At 46.1% G+C, this 15,561-nt stretch carries 11 protein-coding genes; 7 read left to right on the plus strand and 4 right to left on the minus strand.

Features of this window, described 5'->3' with window-relative positions:
* Positions 1-14: 14 nt before the first annotated feature.
* Together MKY73_RS22840 and MKY73_RS22845 are read right to left on the minus strand one after the other, a co-directional pair.
* The gene (locus MKY73_RS22840; protein ID WP_339303582.1) at positions 15-1,070 is read right to left on the minus strand and encodes a hypothetical protein; all 1,056 of its coding nucleotides are present in this window, start codon (positions 1,068-1,070) and stop codon (positions 15-17) included.
* On the minus strand, positions 1,070-2,905 hold the full coding sequence (locus tag MKY73_RS22845; protein WP_339303583.1) for an HSP90 family protein: 1,836 nt from the start codon (positions 2,903-2,905) through the stop codon (positions 1,070-1,072). The genes MKY73_RS22840 and MKY73_RS22845 overlap by 1 nt, the downstream gene beginning before the upstream one ends.
* A 328-nt stretch (positions 2,906-3,233) precedes the next feature.
* Between MKY73_RS22845 and MKY73_RS22850 the strand changes: the two genes are divergently transcribed.
* From MKY73_RS22850 to MKY73_RS22860, 3 genes are all read left to right on the plus strand, one after another.
* On the plus strand, positions 3,234-4,139 hold the full coding sequence (locus tag MKY73_RS22850; protein ID WP_339303584.1) for an ABC transporter ATP-binding protein: 906 nt from the start codon (positions 3,234-3,236) through the stop codon (positions 4,137-4,139).
* Positions 4,132-4,965, plus strand: a complete 834-nt coding sequence (locus MKY73_RS22855) for an ABC transporter permease (RefSeq protein WP_339303585.1) — start codon at positions 4,132-4,134, stop codon at positions 4,963-4,965. The genes MKY73_RS22850 and MKY73_RS22855 overlap by 8 nt, the downstream gene beginning before the upstream one ends.
* Positions 4,966-5,053: 88 nt before the next feature.
* Positions 5,054-5,848: a MurR/RpiR family transcriptional regulator gene (locus MKY73_RS22860; protein WP_339303586.1), complete on the plus strand. Its 795-nt coding sequence runs from the start codon at positions 5,054-5,056 to the stop codon at positions 5,846-5,848.
* Positions 5,849-5,851: 3 nt separating this feature from the next.
* On the opposite strand, the gene MKY73_RS22865 is transcribed toward MKY73_RS22860, so the two are convergent.
* Positions 5,852-6,838, minus strand: coding sequence for a Gfo/Idh/MocA family oxidoreductase (locus MKY73_RS22865; protein ID WP_339308703.1), 987 nt, complete (start codon positions 6,836-6,838; stop codon positions 5,852-5,854).
* A 266-nt stretch (positions 6,839-7,104) separates the two neighbouring features.
* Here MKY73_RS22865 and MKY73_RS22870 point away from each other — a divergent pair, with 266 nt between their 5' ends.
* The gene (locus MKY73_RS22870) at positions 7,105-8,391 is read left to right on the plus strand and encodes a DUF5050 domain-containing protein (RefSeq protein WP_339303587.1); all 1,287 of its coding nucleotides are present in this window, start codon (positions 7,105-7,107) and stop codon (positions 8,389-8,391) included.
* Positions 8,392-8,578: 187 nt separating this feature from the next.
* Positions 8,579-10,204 carry a helix-turn-helix domain-containing protein gene (locus tag MKY73_RS22875; protein ID WP_339303588.1) on the plus strand — a complete coding sequence of 542 codons (1,626 nt, stop codon included), beginning with the start codon at positions 8,579-8,581 and terminating at the stop codon, positions 10,202-10,204.
* A gap of 127 nt (positions 10,205-10,331) precedes the next feature.
* Here the strand turns inward: MKY73_RS22875 and MKY73_RS22880 are convergent, their stop codons facing one another.
* The gene (locus MKY73_RS22880; protein WP_339303589.1) at positions 10,332-10,907 is read right to left on the minus strand and encodes a GbsR/MarR family transcriptional regulator; all 576 of its coding nucleotides are present in this window, start codon (positions 10,905-10,907) and stop codon (positions 10,332-10,334) included.
* A 499-nt stretch (positions 10,908-11,406) separates the two neighbouring features.
* On the opposite strand from MKY73_RS22880, the gene MKY73_RS22885 reads away from it, so the two are divergent.
* Positions 11,407-12,636 (plus strand): glycine betaine/L-proline ABC transporter ATP-binding protein, encoded by a 1,230-nt coding sequence (locus MKY73_RS22885; protein WP_339240348.1) that lies wholly within the window; start codon positions 11,407-11,409, stop codon positions 12,634-12,636.
* Entirely contained in the window at positions 12,602-15,193 is a 2,592-nt protein-coding gene (locus tag MKY73_RS22890; protein ID WP_339303590.1) for a glycine betaine ABC transporter substrate-binding protein, read from the plus strand. The genes MKY73_RS22885 and MKY73_RS22890 overlap by 35 nt, the downstream gene beginning before the upstream one ends.
* Positions 15,194-15,561 lie beyond the last annotated feature (368 nt).

The following is a 15,561-nucleotide window of genomic DNA, read 5'->3' on the forward strand; positions in this document are numbered from 1 at the left end:
AGTAATAACCGTCTCTATGCGATCAACGAGGATACATGTGTGTTTCCATTACGCTGATCAAACTTGGCTGCAACGGTCTGAGCATGCTCCGCAAAGTAATCAGCCAACTTGAGCAAGTCGCCGGGATCGCCTTCATACGGGAAGGATGCTGGCAAGCGCAGGCGATACCCATCCGACTCTTTTTCTTCAGCCCAACGCCGCAATAACGGGGCTGCCTTCGCATAATACAACATTTTGGCATATGCATCTTCATGATCGGCTGCGAGTACCAGTGTTTCTTCGAGGACATCAATGCCTTTGGCCGGATTCGTAAGTGTGAGATACTCCATCTGCTCGGAAAAACTCTGCACAAAATCGTTCTCACCTTTGATCAAGCGGTATCCCTTGACCTGATATTTATCGGCTTCCTCCGTCCGCCCCAGACGATATAGCGGCATCAGAATTTCCGACAACGTTAGATGCGGAATCTCCGCACAGCTCATGCGTCCTTTGAGAATAGGCTTGGCCAATTCCAGCACCTTCTCGTCGTCTCCTTTTAACATAAAATAACGCATAACCTCATCCTGCTCACATGCCTCACAGTCACTCATGAAGTCGCGGTCCAATGTTCTGAACTTGTCATAACTGCGTCCTGATTCCTCCAGCTCTCCAAAATCCATAAAGATGCGGAAACGATAGTACCAGTAAGAACGCTCACTGTAACCATAAGACTTGAACCGTGCTCCGAAGTCCTCCAACAGCTCCATAATCTTCTCGCGTGAGATTTCAGGGAAATCGGGCATTTTACCGAGAATCCATTTATATGACCACAATAACGTCTCTTCATCATACAGCTCTGGTTGCTGATCGAACTTGCCCAGTTGCCAGGAAAAAGCAATCAAAGCTTTCATCGGATATCCACAGAAGGTGGCTACATCCACAATCTCGGAGCGTGCTTCGTACGCCTCCTCAACCATACCATTGACATCGGCTACCCGCGCTGCTTCTTCCAAAAAACCGAGCTTCGCAGGACCACTAGGCAGTTGATAGGCCTCTTCCATCAAGTCTTCAAAATTCAGCTCTGTCTTCATCAGGCATCTCCTTCATAGTTCATATTTGCACGTAAACCCCAATCAATAAACCTTACAATCCCCTGATTCAACACTTCAAGTTCCTGCTTGTTCATGGCGTAATGGCCCATCATCAGTGCGTTGACATACAACATTTCTATAGCAATCGGTGTCATCTGATTATCCGGTGAAGTCAGCACCCGTTTAATGATGGGATTGTTTACATTCAGATACAACGTCGAGTACCCTGCCGAATTAATGCCTGCCGACAACGAACCTAGAACAGAGGAGAATAAGTCAGTGCTCTCTTCGCTTGCTTTTTCCAACGCACGCAGCGTGGATGATTCCTGCGAAAGGGTAAACAACACCGGCAGATCCGATGGCTTGAACCCTTTCACTTCAGCCCGGCAGCGGAAACGTTGTAATGCCGAATCTGCCAACCGTAGCGCATCATAGTACTGGTTACGTTCAGCTGGTGCAATATCCGTGAATGTCATCGATACTTCATCTGGCTCAATTCGCTCGGTCTGTACATGGTTCAGTATGACAGGCAGCATCGCCATCAGTTCTTTATCGTAGATATAACCTGCGTTGACGACCAGCATGGACTGTGCTGAAGCCACATGATGTATCTGACGATATTCATCAATGGAGCCGGTATAATACAGCGTATCCCCTTCATCAATCAGTTCACCCAGTTCCCGGTGTCCTCTCGTCGTCTCGAAAGGCAGCCAGCGGTGAATCATCGCGTAGAACGCCTGATCCTGAACGGCCAATGCTTTCATCGAAAGGGCATGCAGGCGAATCAGCTTCTGCAAGCGTTCGGTCTGATTCTCAGCCATGTCAGCCAGCCCCGTACGCAGAGCATCTCCAAGCTCGGAGCGCACTTCTTCCAGTTTTTCATTTTCATAGAAATGTTCTCTTGATGCCGTTGGTTGAAGCTCATCGGTCCAGATCAGACATTTCACGAAGAACGCCCACTCCGGCAAAATGTTCTCGGCTTTCTCCGAGATCAGCATTCGCTTCAGGTACACTCGGTGAGAACGCTTGGCATTCAGATTCACTGCATGTGGCAGCACATATGCAATGCCTCCCGTACGGCCCGTAGCCGTTGTCAACGTGATGAAATCCTGGAACTTCTCCCCAAGCAGACGTTCACCAAAAGCAAGCACTTCCGCTCGGCAAGAACGGGCAAGCTCCGGGCGTGTTAGCCAGATCGGAGAATCCTGATTGACAACAGACTGCACCCCATCATGTATCAACGTGACTGGATAAGGAAGCAGAGCGCCGTAGTAAAATAAAGCTTCTTTCACATACTCCGCTTCAAAATAATGTGCTGCATCCGGTGTACAACGCAGATATACTTTCGTTCCGGGAGACAACTGTGTGTCCAATTGTCTAATCGTATATGTACCATCCGGCTTACCTCTCCACTCCATCGAGGGACCACCCTTAATCGATTGAGTCAGCATAACGATCTCATGACTTACCATGAAACAGCTGAGCAGACCAATACCGAAACGCCCAATAAACGATGTCTCGCCATCCAGCAGTGCCTGCTGCCCCCGCTTCGAGGATTGTCCAATCATCGCCAGAAACTCGTGGATGTCCGCTTCGGTCAGGCCAACTCCGTTGTCCTCCACCATCATCGTCAATTGATCACCGGTTCCTGTCAGCTCAATCCTTGCTTCGCCCTGATATCCCGGCTCCACTTCCTTGCGTGCCGTGATCGCATCTGTTGCATTTTGCATGAGTTCACGCAAGAACACCTTGGGACTACTATATAGATGGTTGGATAAAATCTGAATCATCCCGCTCAGGTTCACTTGAAAACGATATTCATTGGATGCTGCCATGAGTCACTCACCTTCCTCTACGTCCAGAACACAATATGTACTCATATGATGTATTCATATGGATGTGTTAGACGAATTCATATGTAATTCAATTCATTACCACATTACGAATAGCAATGAAACGGATGTTCTACCCTAAAATAAGGATACATGTTACACGCCATAGTGAAAACAAACCTGAGACCCGATTTCAGACAGACTTCAGGGTAAATATGCACCCTACATTCGGGACTATTGAAGCAGGAATAGATCTTTTTTGTCGTCCATTTGAACGATATCAGCCTACTGCACGTATAATCTCCAAACTCAGATCGGATGGTGAATATAGATGATTGAAGCACGCAACATATCCAAGCAATTCAAGGTACATCAAGCACTGCATGATGTCAGTTTCACAGTTCAACAAGGCAGTGTCACCGGGTTAATTGGACCTAACGGTTCGGGCAAAACCACACTGATCCGCATCATGAATGGTGTCTTGGGTGCTTCCAGTGGACAGGTAACCATTAACGGATTGGACACCGCTCGTGAGGCCGAGAAAGTACTGGCCATATGTGGCACCCTTACCGAACAAAGTGGACTATATGAAAATATGAGTGGCCGTGACAATCTGACTTTCTTCGCAGATGTTTTTGGCCTGAAGCATGCCCAGGAACGTATCGACGAGCTTGTAACTCTGTTCGAGCTGCAAGATTATCAGCATCGAAAGGTCGGCACTTATAGCACAGGCATGAAGAAACGCCTGGGCCTTGCACGAGTACTCCTGCATCGTCCTTCCATCCTGTTTCTGGATGAGCCCACCAATGGCCTGGATCCGGATGGAATTCAGATGGTACTGCGTATCATCCGTCAATTAAATCAGGAAGAAAAGATGACGATTCTGGTCTCATCCCACGTGTTGTCCCAACTGTCAGCCGTCTGTGATCGTTATATTTTCCTGGAAAAGGGGCGCATCGTTGAGGAAGGCACGGAACAGGAGATTGTTAGCCGGTACCTGTCCACTCCGAAACTCGAAGTTGAAGCCGACATGCCCGATGGATGGAACACAGCAACTGACTACACACCTGAAATAATCTCTGCACATCAAGCGACATTTCAGCTTACATCTCGTGAAGATATTCCATTACTGCTAAGGCAATTAACGGAGCATGGTCAAGTCTATCAGGCCCGCATCACGGGCAGTGATCTGGAGAGTATCTATTTTGCCATACGGGAGGCACACCACCATGAATAATCGCCAAGCCATACGTGCACTGATCCGTAAAGATATCCGGTCCGTCACAGCCAGCGTTCAGCTCTGGTTGCCCATGTTAATCGTTCCATTGATTATCGGAATCATCATGCCCTCTGCCCTTCTGTGGGCGGCCTCCAGAATGGAACTTCGTTCTCTGGGCAACATCAGCTTTTTGCTCGAATCATTGGATGCATTAACCCATGGTGGACAGATTCCTCAGCTTGCTTCCATGCCTTCAGATAATCATCGTATTGTCTATTATTTAGCCATGTATATGTTCGCGCCCTTGTTTCTCATCATTCCGGTAATGGCCTCCAGTATTCTGACGGCCAATAGTTTCGCTGGTGAGAAGGAGCGCAAGACACTGGAAGGTTTATTATTCACACCGATCAGCATGGACACACTTTTCAAAGGCAAAGTGTTGGCTGCCCTAATTCCTTCCCTTCTATTATCCTGGGTTACTTTCCTGTTCTATGGAATCATTGCCAATATTCTGATGTACCCTATGTTTGGAACGTTGATGTTTCCCAATCTGAACTGGATCATACTTGTGGTGTGGGTTGTTCCAGCTTGCAGTCTTATGGTCATTCTATTAAACGTATTAATCTCGGCCAAGGTTCGCGGATTCCAGGAAGCCTATCAGCTCGGCGGATTGATTGTCCTTCCCCTGATCGCCTTAGTGGCTGGTCAAGCCAGTGGCATGCTGCTGATCGGTCCTTGGATGTTACTCTTGATTGGTGCATTGCTCCTACTCATAAGTATGGTTCTTCTTCGTTTCGTCACCCAATGGAATAGTCGTCAGCAACTCGCGGAAAGTCAGATCTGAGATGTGCAGATTGAGAAATCAATAAACGCAGGTTATGATGTGGAGATATATGCTTTGGGATGATTATAGAGAGGAATGGAACAACCACATGGAATCCAAACTGCTTCAAAAATTAAAATATGCTTCACAATTAACGGCACAGGAGAAGCATATTGTGGACTATATCCTGAACAATCCCGAAGTTGTATTTGATTCTACAGCCCATGAACTGGCTCAGCAGACCTATACAAGCTCATCCACCATTGTTCGCTTATGCAAAAAGCTGGGTACCAAGGGGTACCCAGACTTTCAGCTAAAGCTTGCTCTTGAATATCAACAGATGCCTTCCACGTTGCAGACGCAGGATTGTCCAATTGCAGAACAAGGCAATGTGCTTGCTGCCATCGACTCGGTTCCTTACCTGTATCAGCAGGCGCTGGAGGATACCCGCCAGACATTAAAGGCTCCCGTTTTGCTACGAATCGCGAACTGGGTCAAAGCATCCGGACGTATCGATATCTATGGCAGTGATATGAATTATTATCTGGCTCAACAGGCTTGTGCCAAATGGAATGAACTCGGCATATCTGCGATTGCTCACAATAGTCCCAACATGCATTACATGAATACGATGAATCCCAATAGCAATACACTGTCTTTTGTTATCTCGCACACAGGTGAGAACCAATCGATGATTGAAGCTGCCATAGTGCTGAGCAACAAACAGATGAAAGTCATCGCAGTTACAGGCAACAACCATTCAACCCTGTCGAGACATTGCGATGAAACGTTACTGGCTTACGGTTACAACGAGCAATTAAGGCTGTCCAAAATGTCTTCGATGGTTTCGGTACTTTATATTTTCGATATGTTATACATGGGGAGTATTAATGACACGTATTAATGATTAACGCAGATCCGCTGCAAATACAATCCCCGCATCCTTACGCGCACGCATGAGTGCACTCATCACAGACTGGCTGTGTTCGAGCAGTTCGTAACACCGGTTGTAATCCCCACCTGCATGGATGTCCCTGAACACTTCCCACTCATAGTAGAGCCAATTGGATTTGGTCTGGGCATTATACGCCTCAGCAGACTCATTCCCGATCTGAAGCTTGATCTCCCGGCAACCGTTTGCTCCCCCGACAACCTGAAGATACCCTTTCTCTCCCTGAATAAGCACAAAGTTCATGCTGCTTGTATCTTTGGCACCCACACATTCCGCAATAAACTCCGGATATTGGAGAACGACAACCCCTGACGTATCAATGCCGTTTGCATGCTGGTTCGCAGTATACGATACGGTATTCGGACTGCCGAACAGATTCATGACTAGATGAAGATTATATATATTAATATCCATCAGCGCTCCGCCAGAGAATTGTGGATTAAAAACATTCGGTGTTCCCCCTGCAAGCAGATCATTGTATTTGCGTGAGTATTGACTGTAGTTACATTGGATGAGTTTGATCGGGCCAAGCTTTGGCAGCTGCTCCTGTATGACTTTAATATTGGGCAAATGAATATTTGAGATGGCTTCAAACAGCAACAGATTTTTTTCTTTTGCAAGTGCAATCAGGGTTTCGGCATCCTGAGGTGTGGACGTGAACGGTTTTTCACAGACGACATGTTTGCCGTGTTGAAGTGCCTGATAGGCTTGTTCGTAATGCATGCTGTTCGGTGAAGCAATATATATGAGATCTACTTTCTCATCTGAAAATAGGGATTCCAGGTCCGTATAGATTGTACTTACTCCGTGTTTGCCTGCAAGCGCCTCTGCTGTTTCTCTCTTCCGGGAGTACATCGCGGTACAATTGACATCATCCAGTTCACTAATCGCGGCTAAAATGGCATCAACAATGGACCCTGTACCAATCGTAGCTATGTTCATCATATCGTTTCGCTCCTGTCGTTGATTAGTCAGTTGACTCTCTTCGCTGATTGAATGTTATGTTATCACGATCAAGTCAGGCGGAGAATGCTTTGGAGCTGAATTGGCAGCATCATTCGCAATTCCATTTCAGGGTTGAATGTGTATGAAATTCAATTTCATTCGCTTCTTTTTTCATGTTTGAGATCTAACATATCTTCCATAGTTTACCGATATAACATAAGAAATTAACGACATACATATAGAACGAAGGGGACGAGGAAAGCATGAAAACAGGGCATACATATTTACAACGCATCATCTGTACATTGCTGTTATTTATACTCATTGCAGGAATGACATTCGGAGGCGGGGGCGAAGCCCAGGCAGCTTCACTTAGCCAATCCACTGTGTATTATGAGTCCGACGGCGTTTTGTACAAAGTATCCGCGGATGGAAGCAATACAACAGAAGTATTAATTGATTTCCAAGGGGTGGACTTGCTCGCGGCAGGTTATTATCTCTACTACACCCAGACTGCTTCTTCCACAACATTGCTTCGGGTTCCGAATGACGGTTCCAGCGATGAAGCAGAGACATTTGCAACAGATGTGCTCAGCTATTATACGGATAATGGATTCATCTATTATCTGGATGCTACAGGCACGATATATCGCGCTAATGGCAATAGTGACACTTCAGCTGTTACCAAGATTGCGGACAAGGCTGATACCGACTTTCCGTTTCTCGTGGTAACCAAAGGGCGGGTTTACTATAACGCACTGGTTAATGGAAACACGTGGATCGTGTCCAAAACATCCAACGGTTCTGGAGCTGTGCAGAGAATTGCCGCAGGTGCAGTGGAAGGTCGTTATTTTACGAATCTGGCCAAAAACGAACTGCAACTCATGGTCAATACAGACCCATATGAGCAGTACTACTCTACCAATGCTGTTGTCATGTATAAGGTGAATTACAACACGGGCAAGGCCTCTGCGGTAAATCCCAAAGCCAAACTGGATGTGAATGCAGTATATTCCGGTGGTTGGGGAAACAATCTATACGTGTATAACAAAGGAATCGAGCTCGACAGCAACAAGGATTACAATTATGCCAAAGGCAAAGCGTTTGCGTTAACAACTTCAGCCAAAACACTTCAGCTTCATAGTAAAAGCGTTCGGGAAGTAAGTGCTCTAGGTACAGACAAGGTTGTCCTTATTGATGCAGACAAGAAGGCTTATGCCAAAACGGTCTCCGGCAACAAAGTAACCAAGTCCGCCAACCTGAACCTGAACAATGTAACGTATGTTGCGAATCAATTGACCAACGGCACACCTACGGCTGCTTACATCTCGGGCAACAACGGTCTCTATTCAGTCAACACTGCTCTCAAGGTAACCAAACTTACCAGTGACGAATGGGATGCATTCCATATCAGAGATGATGTTACAGGCCTGTTCTACATCAATGCCAAAGATCAGTATCGCTTGTATCATGTGCAAACGGGCGGAACAGGCAAAAAAGTCATGAGTGACGTTTTCCTGGACAATATTCTATTGGTGACACCGTACTAATATATCCTGTTGATTCAAGCATGTAGCTCATTCTACGGACTTGTCCATAACAAAAAGGATTACCCTGCAGCCCTAGTGGCTCATGGTAATCCTTTTTTGGTTGTCGAAAACTATTTGGAAAAAACATCTTCCATATGAGAATGATAATTGTTATCATTAAGAAAAATAAGACAAAAGGATGGTCCGTATGACTGAACAGTTTCCCTTCATTGCTGAAACCTCATCTTTACCACTCCTCTCCTCCATGTGCCGTATGCGTCGCGGGGAGAATTTCCGTGTGCAAGGTAAGACGGTGTCCCGGCCCATGCTCTGTCTTATTTTACAAGGAGACGGTGTTCTGGTCCTGAATGATACAGCCTATCCGGCTCAAGCGGGCAGCATATATGTACTGAAGCCAGGTACAACTATCGAGGCCGCTGCTCGCTCGAAGGTGACCGAATGTATTTTGCTAAGCATGGATACCGTTCGTTTGCAGCAAGTGAGAGGCGAGTGGAAAATGACCTCTTCACCTGGCTTTCCGCTGGATTGGCAAACAGGCAGGTTGCTAGTTCGTCACGAGCAGCATGCTGTATCACGAGTGGAACAACTGTACGAAACCTATCGCGGCCGTCAGCCAGATCACTTTATCAGCATACATAGCCAGCTGCATGAACTACTGCAGTTCCTCTCGGAGAACCGGCTGGAAGTCAATCATGAGAAAGTGGACCCTGCCTTGGAACGCAGCATTATATATATGCGACGCTACATGAGTGAAGGAATCAGCATGGACCAGCTTGCCAAGATTGCCGGTCTTACACCCAGCTCCTATTCACGCAGCTTCAAGAAAGCCAAAGGCATGTCGCCGACCGATTACCTGAATCGCTTACGTATAGACGAAGCCAAAAAACAGCTAACAGCGGAAAATTGTGTCCTTAAAGACGTCGCGATATCTGTCGGGTATGGCAACGAGTATTATTTTAGCCGCAAATTCAAACAAACCTTGGGGATTGCTCCCAGCGTATATATGAAAAGAGATCAACTTCGCGTAGCTACGGCATCCATCATGGGATTCGATCAGAATCTGACTTCGCTTGGATTGCGTCCTGTAGCTGTGCTGGAAGGAGTTTTTGACCGGGAATCGGATGAATATGAACATGAACGCCGATTAACCAGACAAGTAGATCAACTTCGGCAGGCGAAGACAGACCTGATCATCAGTGACTTTTACCACAAGCCCTATTACGATCGACTGAAAAATATTGCTCCCACCGTCATCTTGGAATCCACGGATGACTGGAAGGAGAACCATATTCGCATAGCCGAACTGGTCGGACGCGAGAAACAAGCGTTGCTGAATTTCAAGGAACTTGAGTTTCGCAAGCTTGAAGCAAGCCTGAACCTACAATCCTATTTCGGACAAAAACGATTGGCTCTGATGGAGGTCACGAATCAGTTCATTCGCTTACAAGGAACTGGCGAGCATCCATTAAATCACTTGTTGTATGCAGAATTGGGACTGCACCCTGCCCAGCTTATATCTCCCGACATCTCCCGGTATGATTATGCAGCAGATAGTATCCCCGTGCTGGACACGGATTACCTGTTGATTCACCGTGCTTCGCTTGAGCCTGCCAGTGAAAAGGTGTTCAGGCGCATGAAGCAAACAGCTTCCTGGAATCGTTCCCCTGCCGTGTTACAAGGTAGCGTTCATGATATCTCGAATTGGCAACAGTTATGCTGGACTCCGGCTGGCCAAATGCAGATACTGAATGAACTGCAACAGATTTCACAGCAGCCTGTAGCCTTTCCTCATGCAGGTCTGATTGGACATTAAATGTGAATATCAGCTTGAAACGATGTGGAGTGTAGTTTTTCCATCGCATTCTTTCATTTATATATAGAAAGAATATATAACAAACCAAAGGGCCCCTCCTGTATCGGAAAGGGCCCTTTGCATGTAATTATGAATGTTCCTGGATCTCTTCCTTCGGAACAAGTTTGTATATCTCTTCATTTTCCATGGTATCAATCAATCGATCCAACCATTTGTAGTATGCTTCCGCTTGCAAAATCTTATGTTTGTCTTCCATCAGGATGTGGATCAGTTCTGCATCTGCCTGTTCATCCAGATCTTCGACTAACCGATTCATTTCTTCAATTGATTTTCGCAGAATCTGAAGGTTACTCTCCACGGCTTTTTTCCATTTGATCGCAAAATAATCCGTAAACGTCTGATGCCAGTCATATTCCACTTCATATAGGTCTTTTCTGGAGCCTTTGCTCCACACTTTGTTTACCATTTTCAAATCCAGCAGTGTTCGTACACCTGTACTCATACTCGTTTTGCTCATTTCCATTTCCCGTCCCATATCGTCAAGGGTCATTGGTTTGTCTGCAAAAAATAGCAATCCATATAAGTGTCCCGTAGACAGCGTAACACCGTAAAGATCCATATTACGTCCGATGGCTTCAATGACGCGTTTCCGAATCTTCAGCACGGTTGCTTGCTGTTCCTCTTGTAAATGGTCCAAGCCCATGCTTGCAACCTCCATTCTGAACATTCCACAGTCTTGGCAAAATCATTGCAAACCTTTAAAAGTCCTGCTTACATGGGAAAGCATCCGGCCGGACATCCTATATGCCAGAGGGCTTCTTTCACCCAATGTATGAAAATGGGAACTTTACCAGGCTACAATTGCCTACGACTATCTTTTAACCAAAAAATCAAGCTCCAATTCAGCTCATTTTCTATTGTAGGAAAAGCAATGTCAAATGTAAAGGTGCCTTATTAGCCAAAATAAGGAGAACGACGGAGTATATGGACGAAAAACTTTGTACAGTTTTTACTGTACAAACATTATGTACTGTTTATTCGGTTGATATACTGGTTAAGTATTGTTAGTATTAAAAACGTTACCCAGAAAGACGGGAAGCGAAGCAACAATTACCGGATTTCGTGGCTGGGCGCATAAGTGTATGGGCTTATGGATGCTGAAAGCCGTTCGAAGTGCACAACACATCAGAAGGGGTGAAAACATGACCATACTTGAAGTGAAAAACGTAAGTAAATTGTTTGGACCCCAAACCGAGCAAGGTCTACAATTACTGGAGCAAGGTTGGGGCAAAGAAAAGTTGGCCAAAGAAAAACAGATAACGGTTGGTGTAAACCGGGTCAACATGGATATTAAGGAAGGCGAAATTTTCGTTATTATGGGGCTGTCCGGGAGTGGTAAATCCACACTGGTTCGGATGTTCAATCGTCTGATTGAGCCAACATCCGGAGAAATCCTGGTCCATGGTAAGGATCTACGCAAGATGAACAAAGAACAATTGCGCGAAGTGCGCCGGAAAACGATCAGCATGGTCTTTCAAAAGTTTGCGTTATTCCCGCACCGTACCGTTCTTGATAATGTGGAGTATGGATTGGAAATACAAAAAGTAGATAAGGAAGTTCGCCGGGAGAAGGCAAAAACCTCACTTGAGCTGGTTGGCCTGAAAGGCTGGGAAGACAAAATGCCAGATGAACTCAGTGGCGGGATGCAGCAACGTGTTGGCTTGGCGCGTGCACTTGCCAATGACCCGGAAGTACTACTAATGGATGAAGCCTTCAGTGCACTTGATCCATTGATTCGTCGTGATATGCAAGATGAGTTGATCGAGCTTCAGGATAAAATGAAAAAGACGATTATTTTCATTACCCATGACTTGGACGAAGCGCTGCGCATCGGCGATCGTATTGCCCTCATGAAAGACGGCGCAGTTGTGCAGATTGGTACACCGGAAGAAATTATGATTCAACCGGCCAACTCATACGTGGCCCGCTTCGTCGAAGACGTGGATCTGTCCAAGGTCCTTACAGCATCCCACGTAATGCGTCGCCCTGAAACGATTACACTTGATCGTGGTCCTCGTGTTGCCCTCGAATTAATGCGCGAACGCGGAATTTCCAACCTGTTTGTCATTGACCGTTCGAAAAAACTGCTTGGTGTCATCACAGCTGAAGATGCTACCCGTGCGATGCGCGAAAATAAAGTATTAAACGACATTCTGATCACGGACGGGCCTACAGTTGCGCCTGAGACCCTGATTCATGAATTGTTCGAAATGGTAAGTTCAGCCCATGTGCCGCTCGCTGTTGTTGGTGAGAATGGCCGTCTGCAAGGTGTTATCGTCCGCGGTGCCCTGCTGGGTGCACTTAGCGGTGAAGTTGCAGTAAAGGAGGAACTTGTGAATGATTCCCAAAATACCACTAGCATCGTGGATTGAATCCATCGTTGACTGGATGAGCTCCTCGCTCTCCGGATTGTTTAATGTAATCTCTGTTGTTATTCAAGCAGTAGTCGGATTCTTCTCCGGGCTGTTCATGTTGCCCCATCCACTTCTGTTCATTGCGATACTGGGTGTTCTAGCGTTCCTCGTCGGTCGCCTCCCATTGACACTATTTACGGTGATTGGATTCTTGCTGGTAGATAACCTTGGGTACTGGTCCCAATCCATGGACACACTCGGCCTGGTTATCACTTCAGGATTAATCTCCATTCTGATTGGTGTTCCGGTCGGAATCTGGCTGGCATACAGTAAAACTGCAGCACGCATAATCACACCGCTGCTTGACTTCATGCAGACAATGCCTGCATTTGTCTACTTGCTGCCTGCGGTTACATTCTTTAGCCTTGGTGTCGTTCCAGGTGTTATCGCATCCGTTATTTTTGCGATTCCACCAACGATTCGTTTGACTCATCTGGGTATCAGACAAGTATCTGGCGAATTGGTTGAAGCAGCCGATGCATTCGGCTCAACCTCCATGCAGAAGTTGTTCAAAGTACAGCTTCCACTTGCTTTGCCTACCGTGATGTCCGGTATTAACCAGACGATCATGTTGTCATTGTCCATGGTTGTTATTGCATCCATGATCGGTGCACAAGGTATTGGTGCGGAAGTCTATCGTGCGGTAACCCAACTGCAAATCGGTAAAGGTTTTGAAGCCGGTCTTGCCGTTGTTGTACTCGCGATTGTATTGGACCGTTTTACACAAAATCTGTTTATGCCAGGTCGCAAAAAGACCTCACGCGTTACAGCAAAGCAAAAAGCATGGATCACGGCTGCGGCAACATTCCTTGTGCTTGTCGCTGGTTTCTCACAATACTTCGTTGGTGGCACAACTTCCGCTGGTGGCAACAATTCAGCAGCCAACGCTGTGGGTAAAGAAGTTAATTATCAGATTATTGGTATTGATCCAGGGGCGGGTATCATGAAGTCCGCTGCAAAAGCGATTGAAGACTACAAGCTGACTGACTGGACTCTGATTGAAGGCTCTGGTGCAGCCATGACGGCCACGCTGGACAAAGCAATCAAAAATGAAGAACCTATCATCATTACAGGTTGGACTCCACACTGGATGTTCAACAAATATGACCTGAAATATTTGGAAGATCCAGAGAAATCTTTTGGTGATGCGGAAGAAATTCATACCATCGCCCGTAAAGGTCTGAAAGAAGATCACCCTGTTGCGTATGAATTCCTGTCCCGATTTAAGTGGACATCCGATGAAATGGGTGAAATGATGACTGCCATTCAGGAAGGTACCTCTCCTGAAGAAGCAGCTAAAGCATATGCCGAGAAGCATGCTGATCAGGTTGCTGAGTGGACCAAAGGTCTGACTCCCGTGAACGGTGATGCATTTAAACTAAGCTATGTGGCTTGGGATTCCGAAATCGCAAGTACCAACTTGCTGAAATATGTGATGGAAAACGAACTTGGTTACAAAGTTAACGCTCTGCAAGTAGAAGCAGGGCCAATGTGGACAGGTGTTGCCTCAGGCGATGTAGATGCCTCTCCAGCAGCTTGGTTGCCATTGACACACGCTGACTACTGGGAACGTTATAAAGACCAGGTCGACGACCTGGGTGCCAACATGACGGGTGTACGTACAGGCCTCGTGGTTCCTAAATACATGACGGATGTAAATTCCATTGCAGATCTGGAGACAGGGGCTGCTTCTACCTCCACTCCATCGGCAAGTGCCAATGTAGGTAAAGAGGTCAATCATCAAATTATCGGTATCGATCCGGGTGCCGGAATTATGAGATCTACAGCAAGCGCCATTGAGAAATATGGTTTGTCTGACTGGAAACTGGTTGAAGGTTCAGGAGCCGCAATGACAGCTACGCTGGATAAAGCAGTAAAAAATAAGGAACCGGTTATCGTTACTGGCTGGACACCACATTGGATGTTCAACGCATATGATCTGAAATATCTGGAGGATCCAGAAGGCGTCTACGGTGAAGCCGAACAGATTCATACCATTGCCCGTAAAGGGTTAAAGGAAGACAAACCTGTCGCTTATGAATTCCTTGATCGCTTCTCTTGGACAGCTGATGAGATGGGTGAAATAATGATCGCTATTCAAAATGGAGAAGATGCTCAGCAAGCTGCTGCCGCTTATGCAGAAAAGCATAGTGACCAGGTGGCTGAGTGGACCAAAGGTCTAACTCCAGTGAATGGTGACCCCATCAAACTAAGTTATGTAGCTTGGGACTCCGAAATTGCAAGTACCAACTTGCTGGAGTATGTTCTGAAGGAAAAACTCGGTTACAACGTAACTTCTCTTCAAGTTGAAATCGGTCCAATGTGGACTGGAATCGCCAATGGTGATGTAGATGCTACCCCAGCTGCGTGGTTACCACTTACTTCATCCGATTATTACAACAAGTATAAGGATCAGATCGATGATCTCGGTCCGAATATGGACGGTGCCAAAACAGGTCTGGTTGTACCGACCTATATGGACATCAACTCTATTGAAGATTTAAAAGATAATTAAACCAGTTTGAGATGGTTAAACCTTAATTTGGTAAAAAGACCACCGAAATTTTTCGGTGGTCTTTTTGAGTAACGAATCGGAGATGCCTTATTCAAGGATATCAAGTGACTCCAGTAATCTAAAGAACCTGGGACATCCTATATCAGAATAAAACAGTCATTTGCATTCTTTTTATTAGAGATTCCAGTAAATAACGTGCCTGATGGACCTTACATTGTAAAAAGAAGAGCTGAAGGCGAAATAAGGCGTCCTGAGTTCCTTAGAAAAATTGGCTCCCTTTCCCCAGATTATAAAGGGTTGGGCTCAAGACATTTTAAAATGCTAATCTCCACACCCTAACTAGTCTCGAAAATCTCAAGCATAAAGCT

Origin of the sequence: Paenibacillus sp. FSL R5-0519 (genome assembly GCF_037974275.1) — a bacterium.
Taxonomy (GTDB): Bacteria; Bacillota; Bacilli; order Paenibacillales; family Paenibacillaceae; genus Paenibacillus.

What these genes read in the sequence shown, in the direction of transcription:
- MKY73_RS22840 (WP_339303582.1), bottom strand. Translation starts at nt 1,070, where the DNA reads ATGAAGACAGAGCTGAATTTTGAAGACTTGATGGAAGAGGCCTATCAA.
- MKY73_RS22845 (WP_339303583.1), bottom strand. Translation starts at nt 2,905, where the DNA reads ATGGCAGCATCCAATGAATATCGTTTTCAAGTGAACCTGAGCGGGATG.
- MKY73_RS22850 (WP_339303584.1), top strand. Translation starts at nt 3,234, where the DNA reads ATGATTGAAGCACGCAACATATCCAAGCAATTCAAGGTACATCAAGCA.
- MKY73_RS22855 (WP_339303585.1), top strand. Translation starts at nt 4,132, where the DNA reads ATGAATAATCGCCAAGCCATACGTGCACTGATCCGTAAAGATATCCGG.
- MKY73_RS22860 (WP_339303586.1), top strand. Translation starts at nt 5,054, where the DNA reads ATGGAATCCAAACTGCTTCAAAAATTAAAATATGCTTCACAATTAACG.
- MKY73_RS22865 (WP_339308703.1), bottom strand. Translation starts at nt 6,838, where the DNA reads ATGAACATAGCTACGATTGGTACAGGGTCCATTGTTGATGCCATTTTA.
- MKY73_RS22870 (WP_339303587.1), top strand. Translation starts at nt 7,105, where the DNA reads ATGAAAACAGGGCATACATATTTACAACGCATCATCTGTACATTGCTG.
- MKY73_RS22875 (WP_339303588.1), top strand. Translation starts at nt 8,579, where the DNA reads ATGACTGAACAGTTTCCCTTCATTGCTGAAACCTCATCTTTACCACTC.
- MKY73_RS22880 (WP_339303589.1), bottom strand. Translation starts at nt 10,907, where the DNA reads ATGGGCTTGGACCATTTACAAGAGGAACAGCAAGCAACCGTGCTGAAG.
- MKY73_RS22885 (WP_339240348.1), top strand. Translation starts at nt 11,407, where the DNA reads ATGACCATACTTGAAGTGAAAAACGTAAGTAAATTGTTTGGACCCCAA.
- MKY73_RS22890 (WP_339303590.1), top strand. Translation starts at nt 12,602, where the DNA reads ATGATTCCCAAAATACCACTAGCATCGTGGATTGAATCCATCGTTGAC.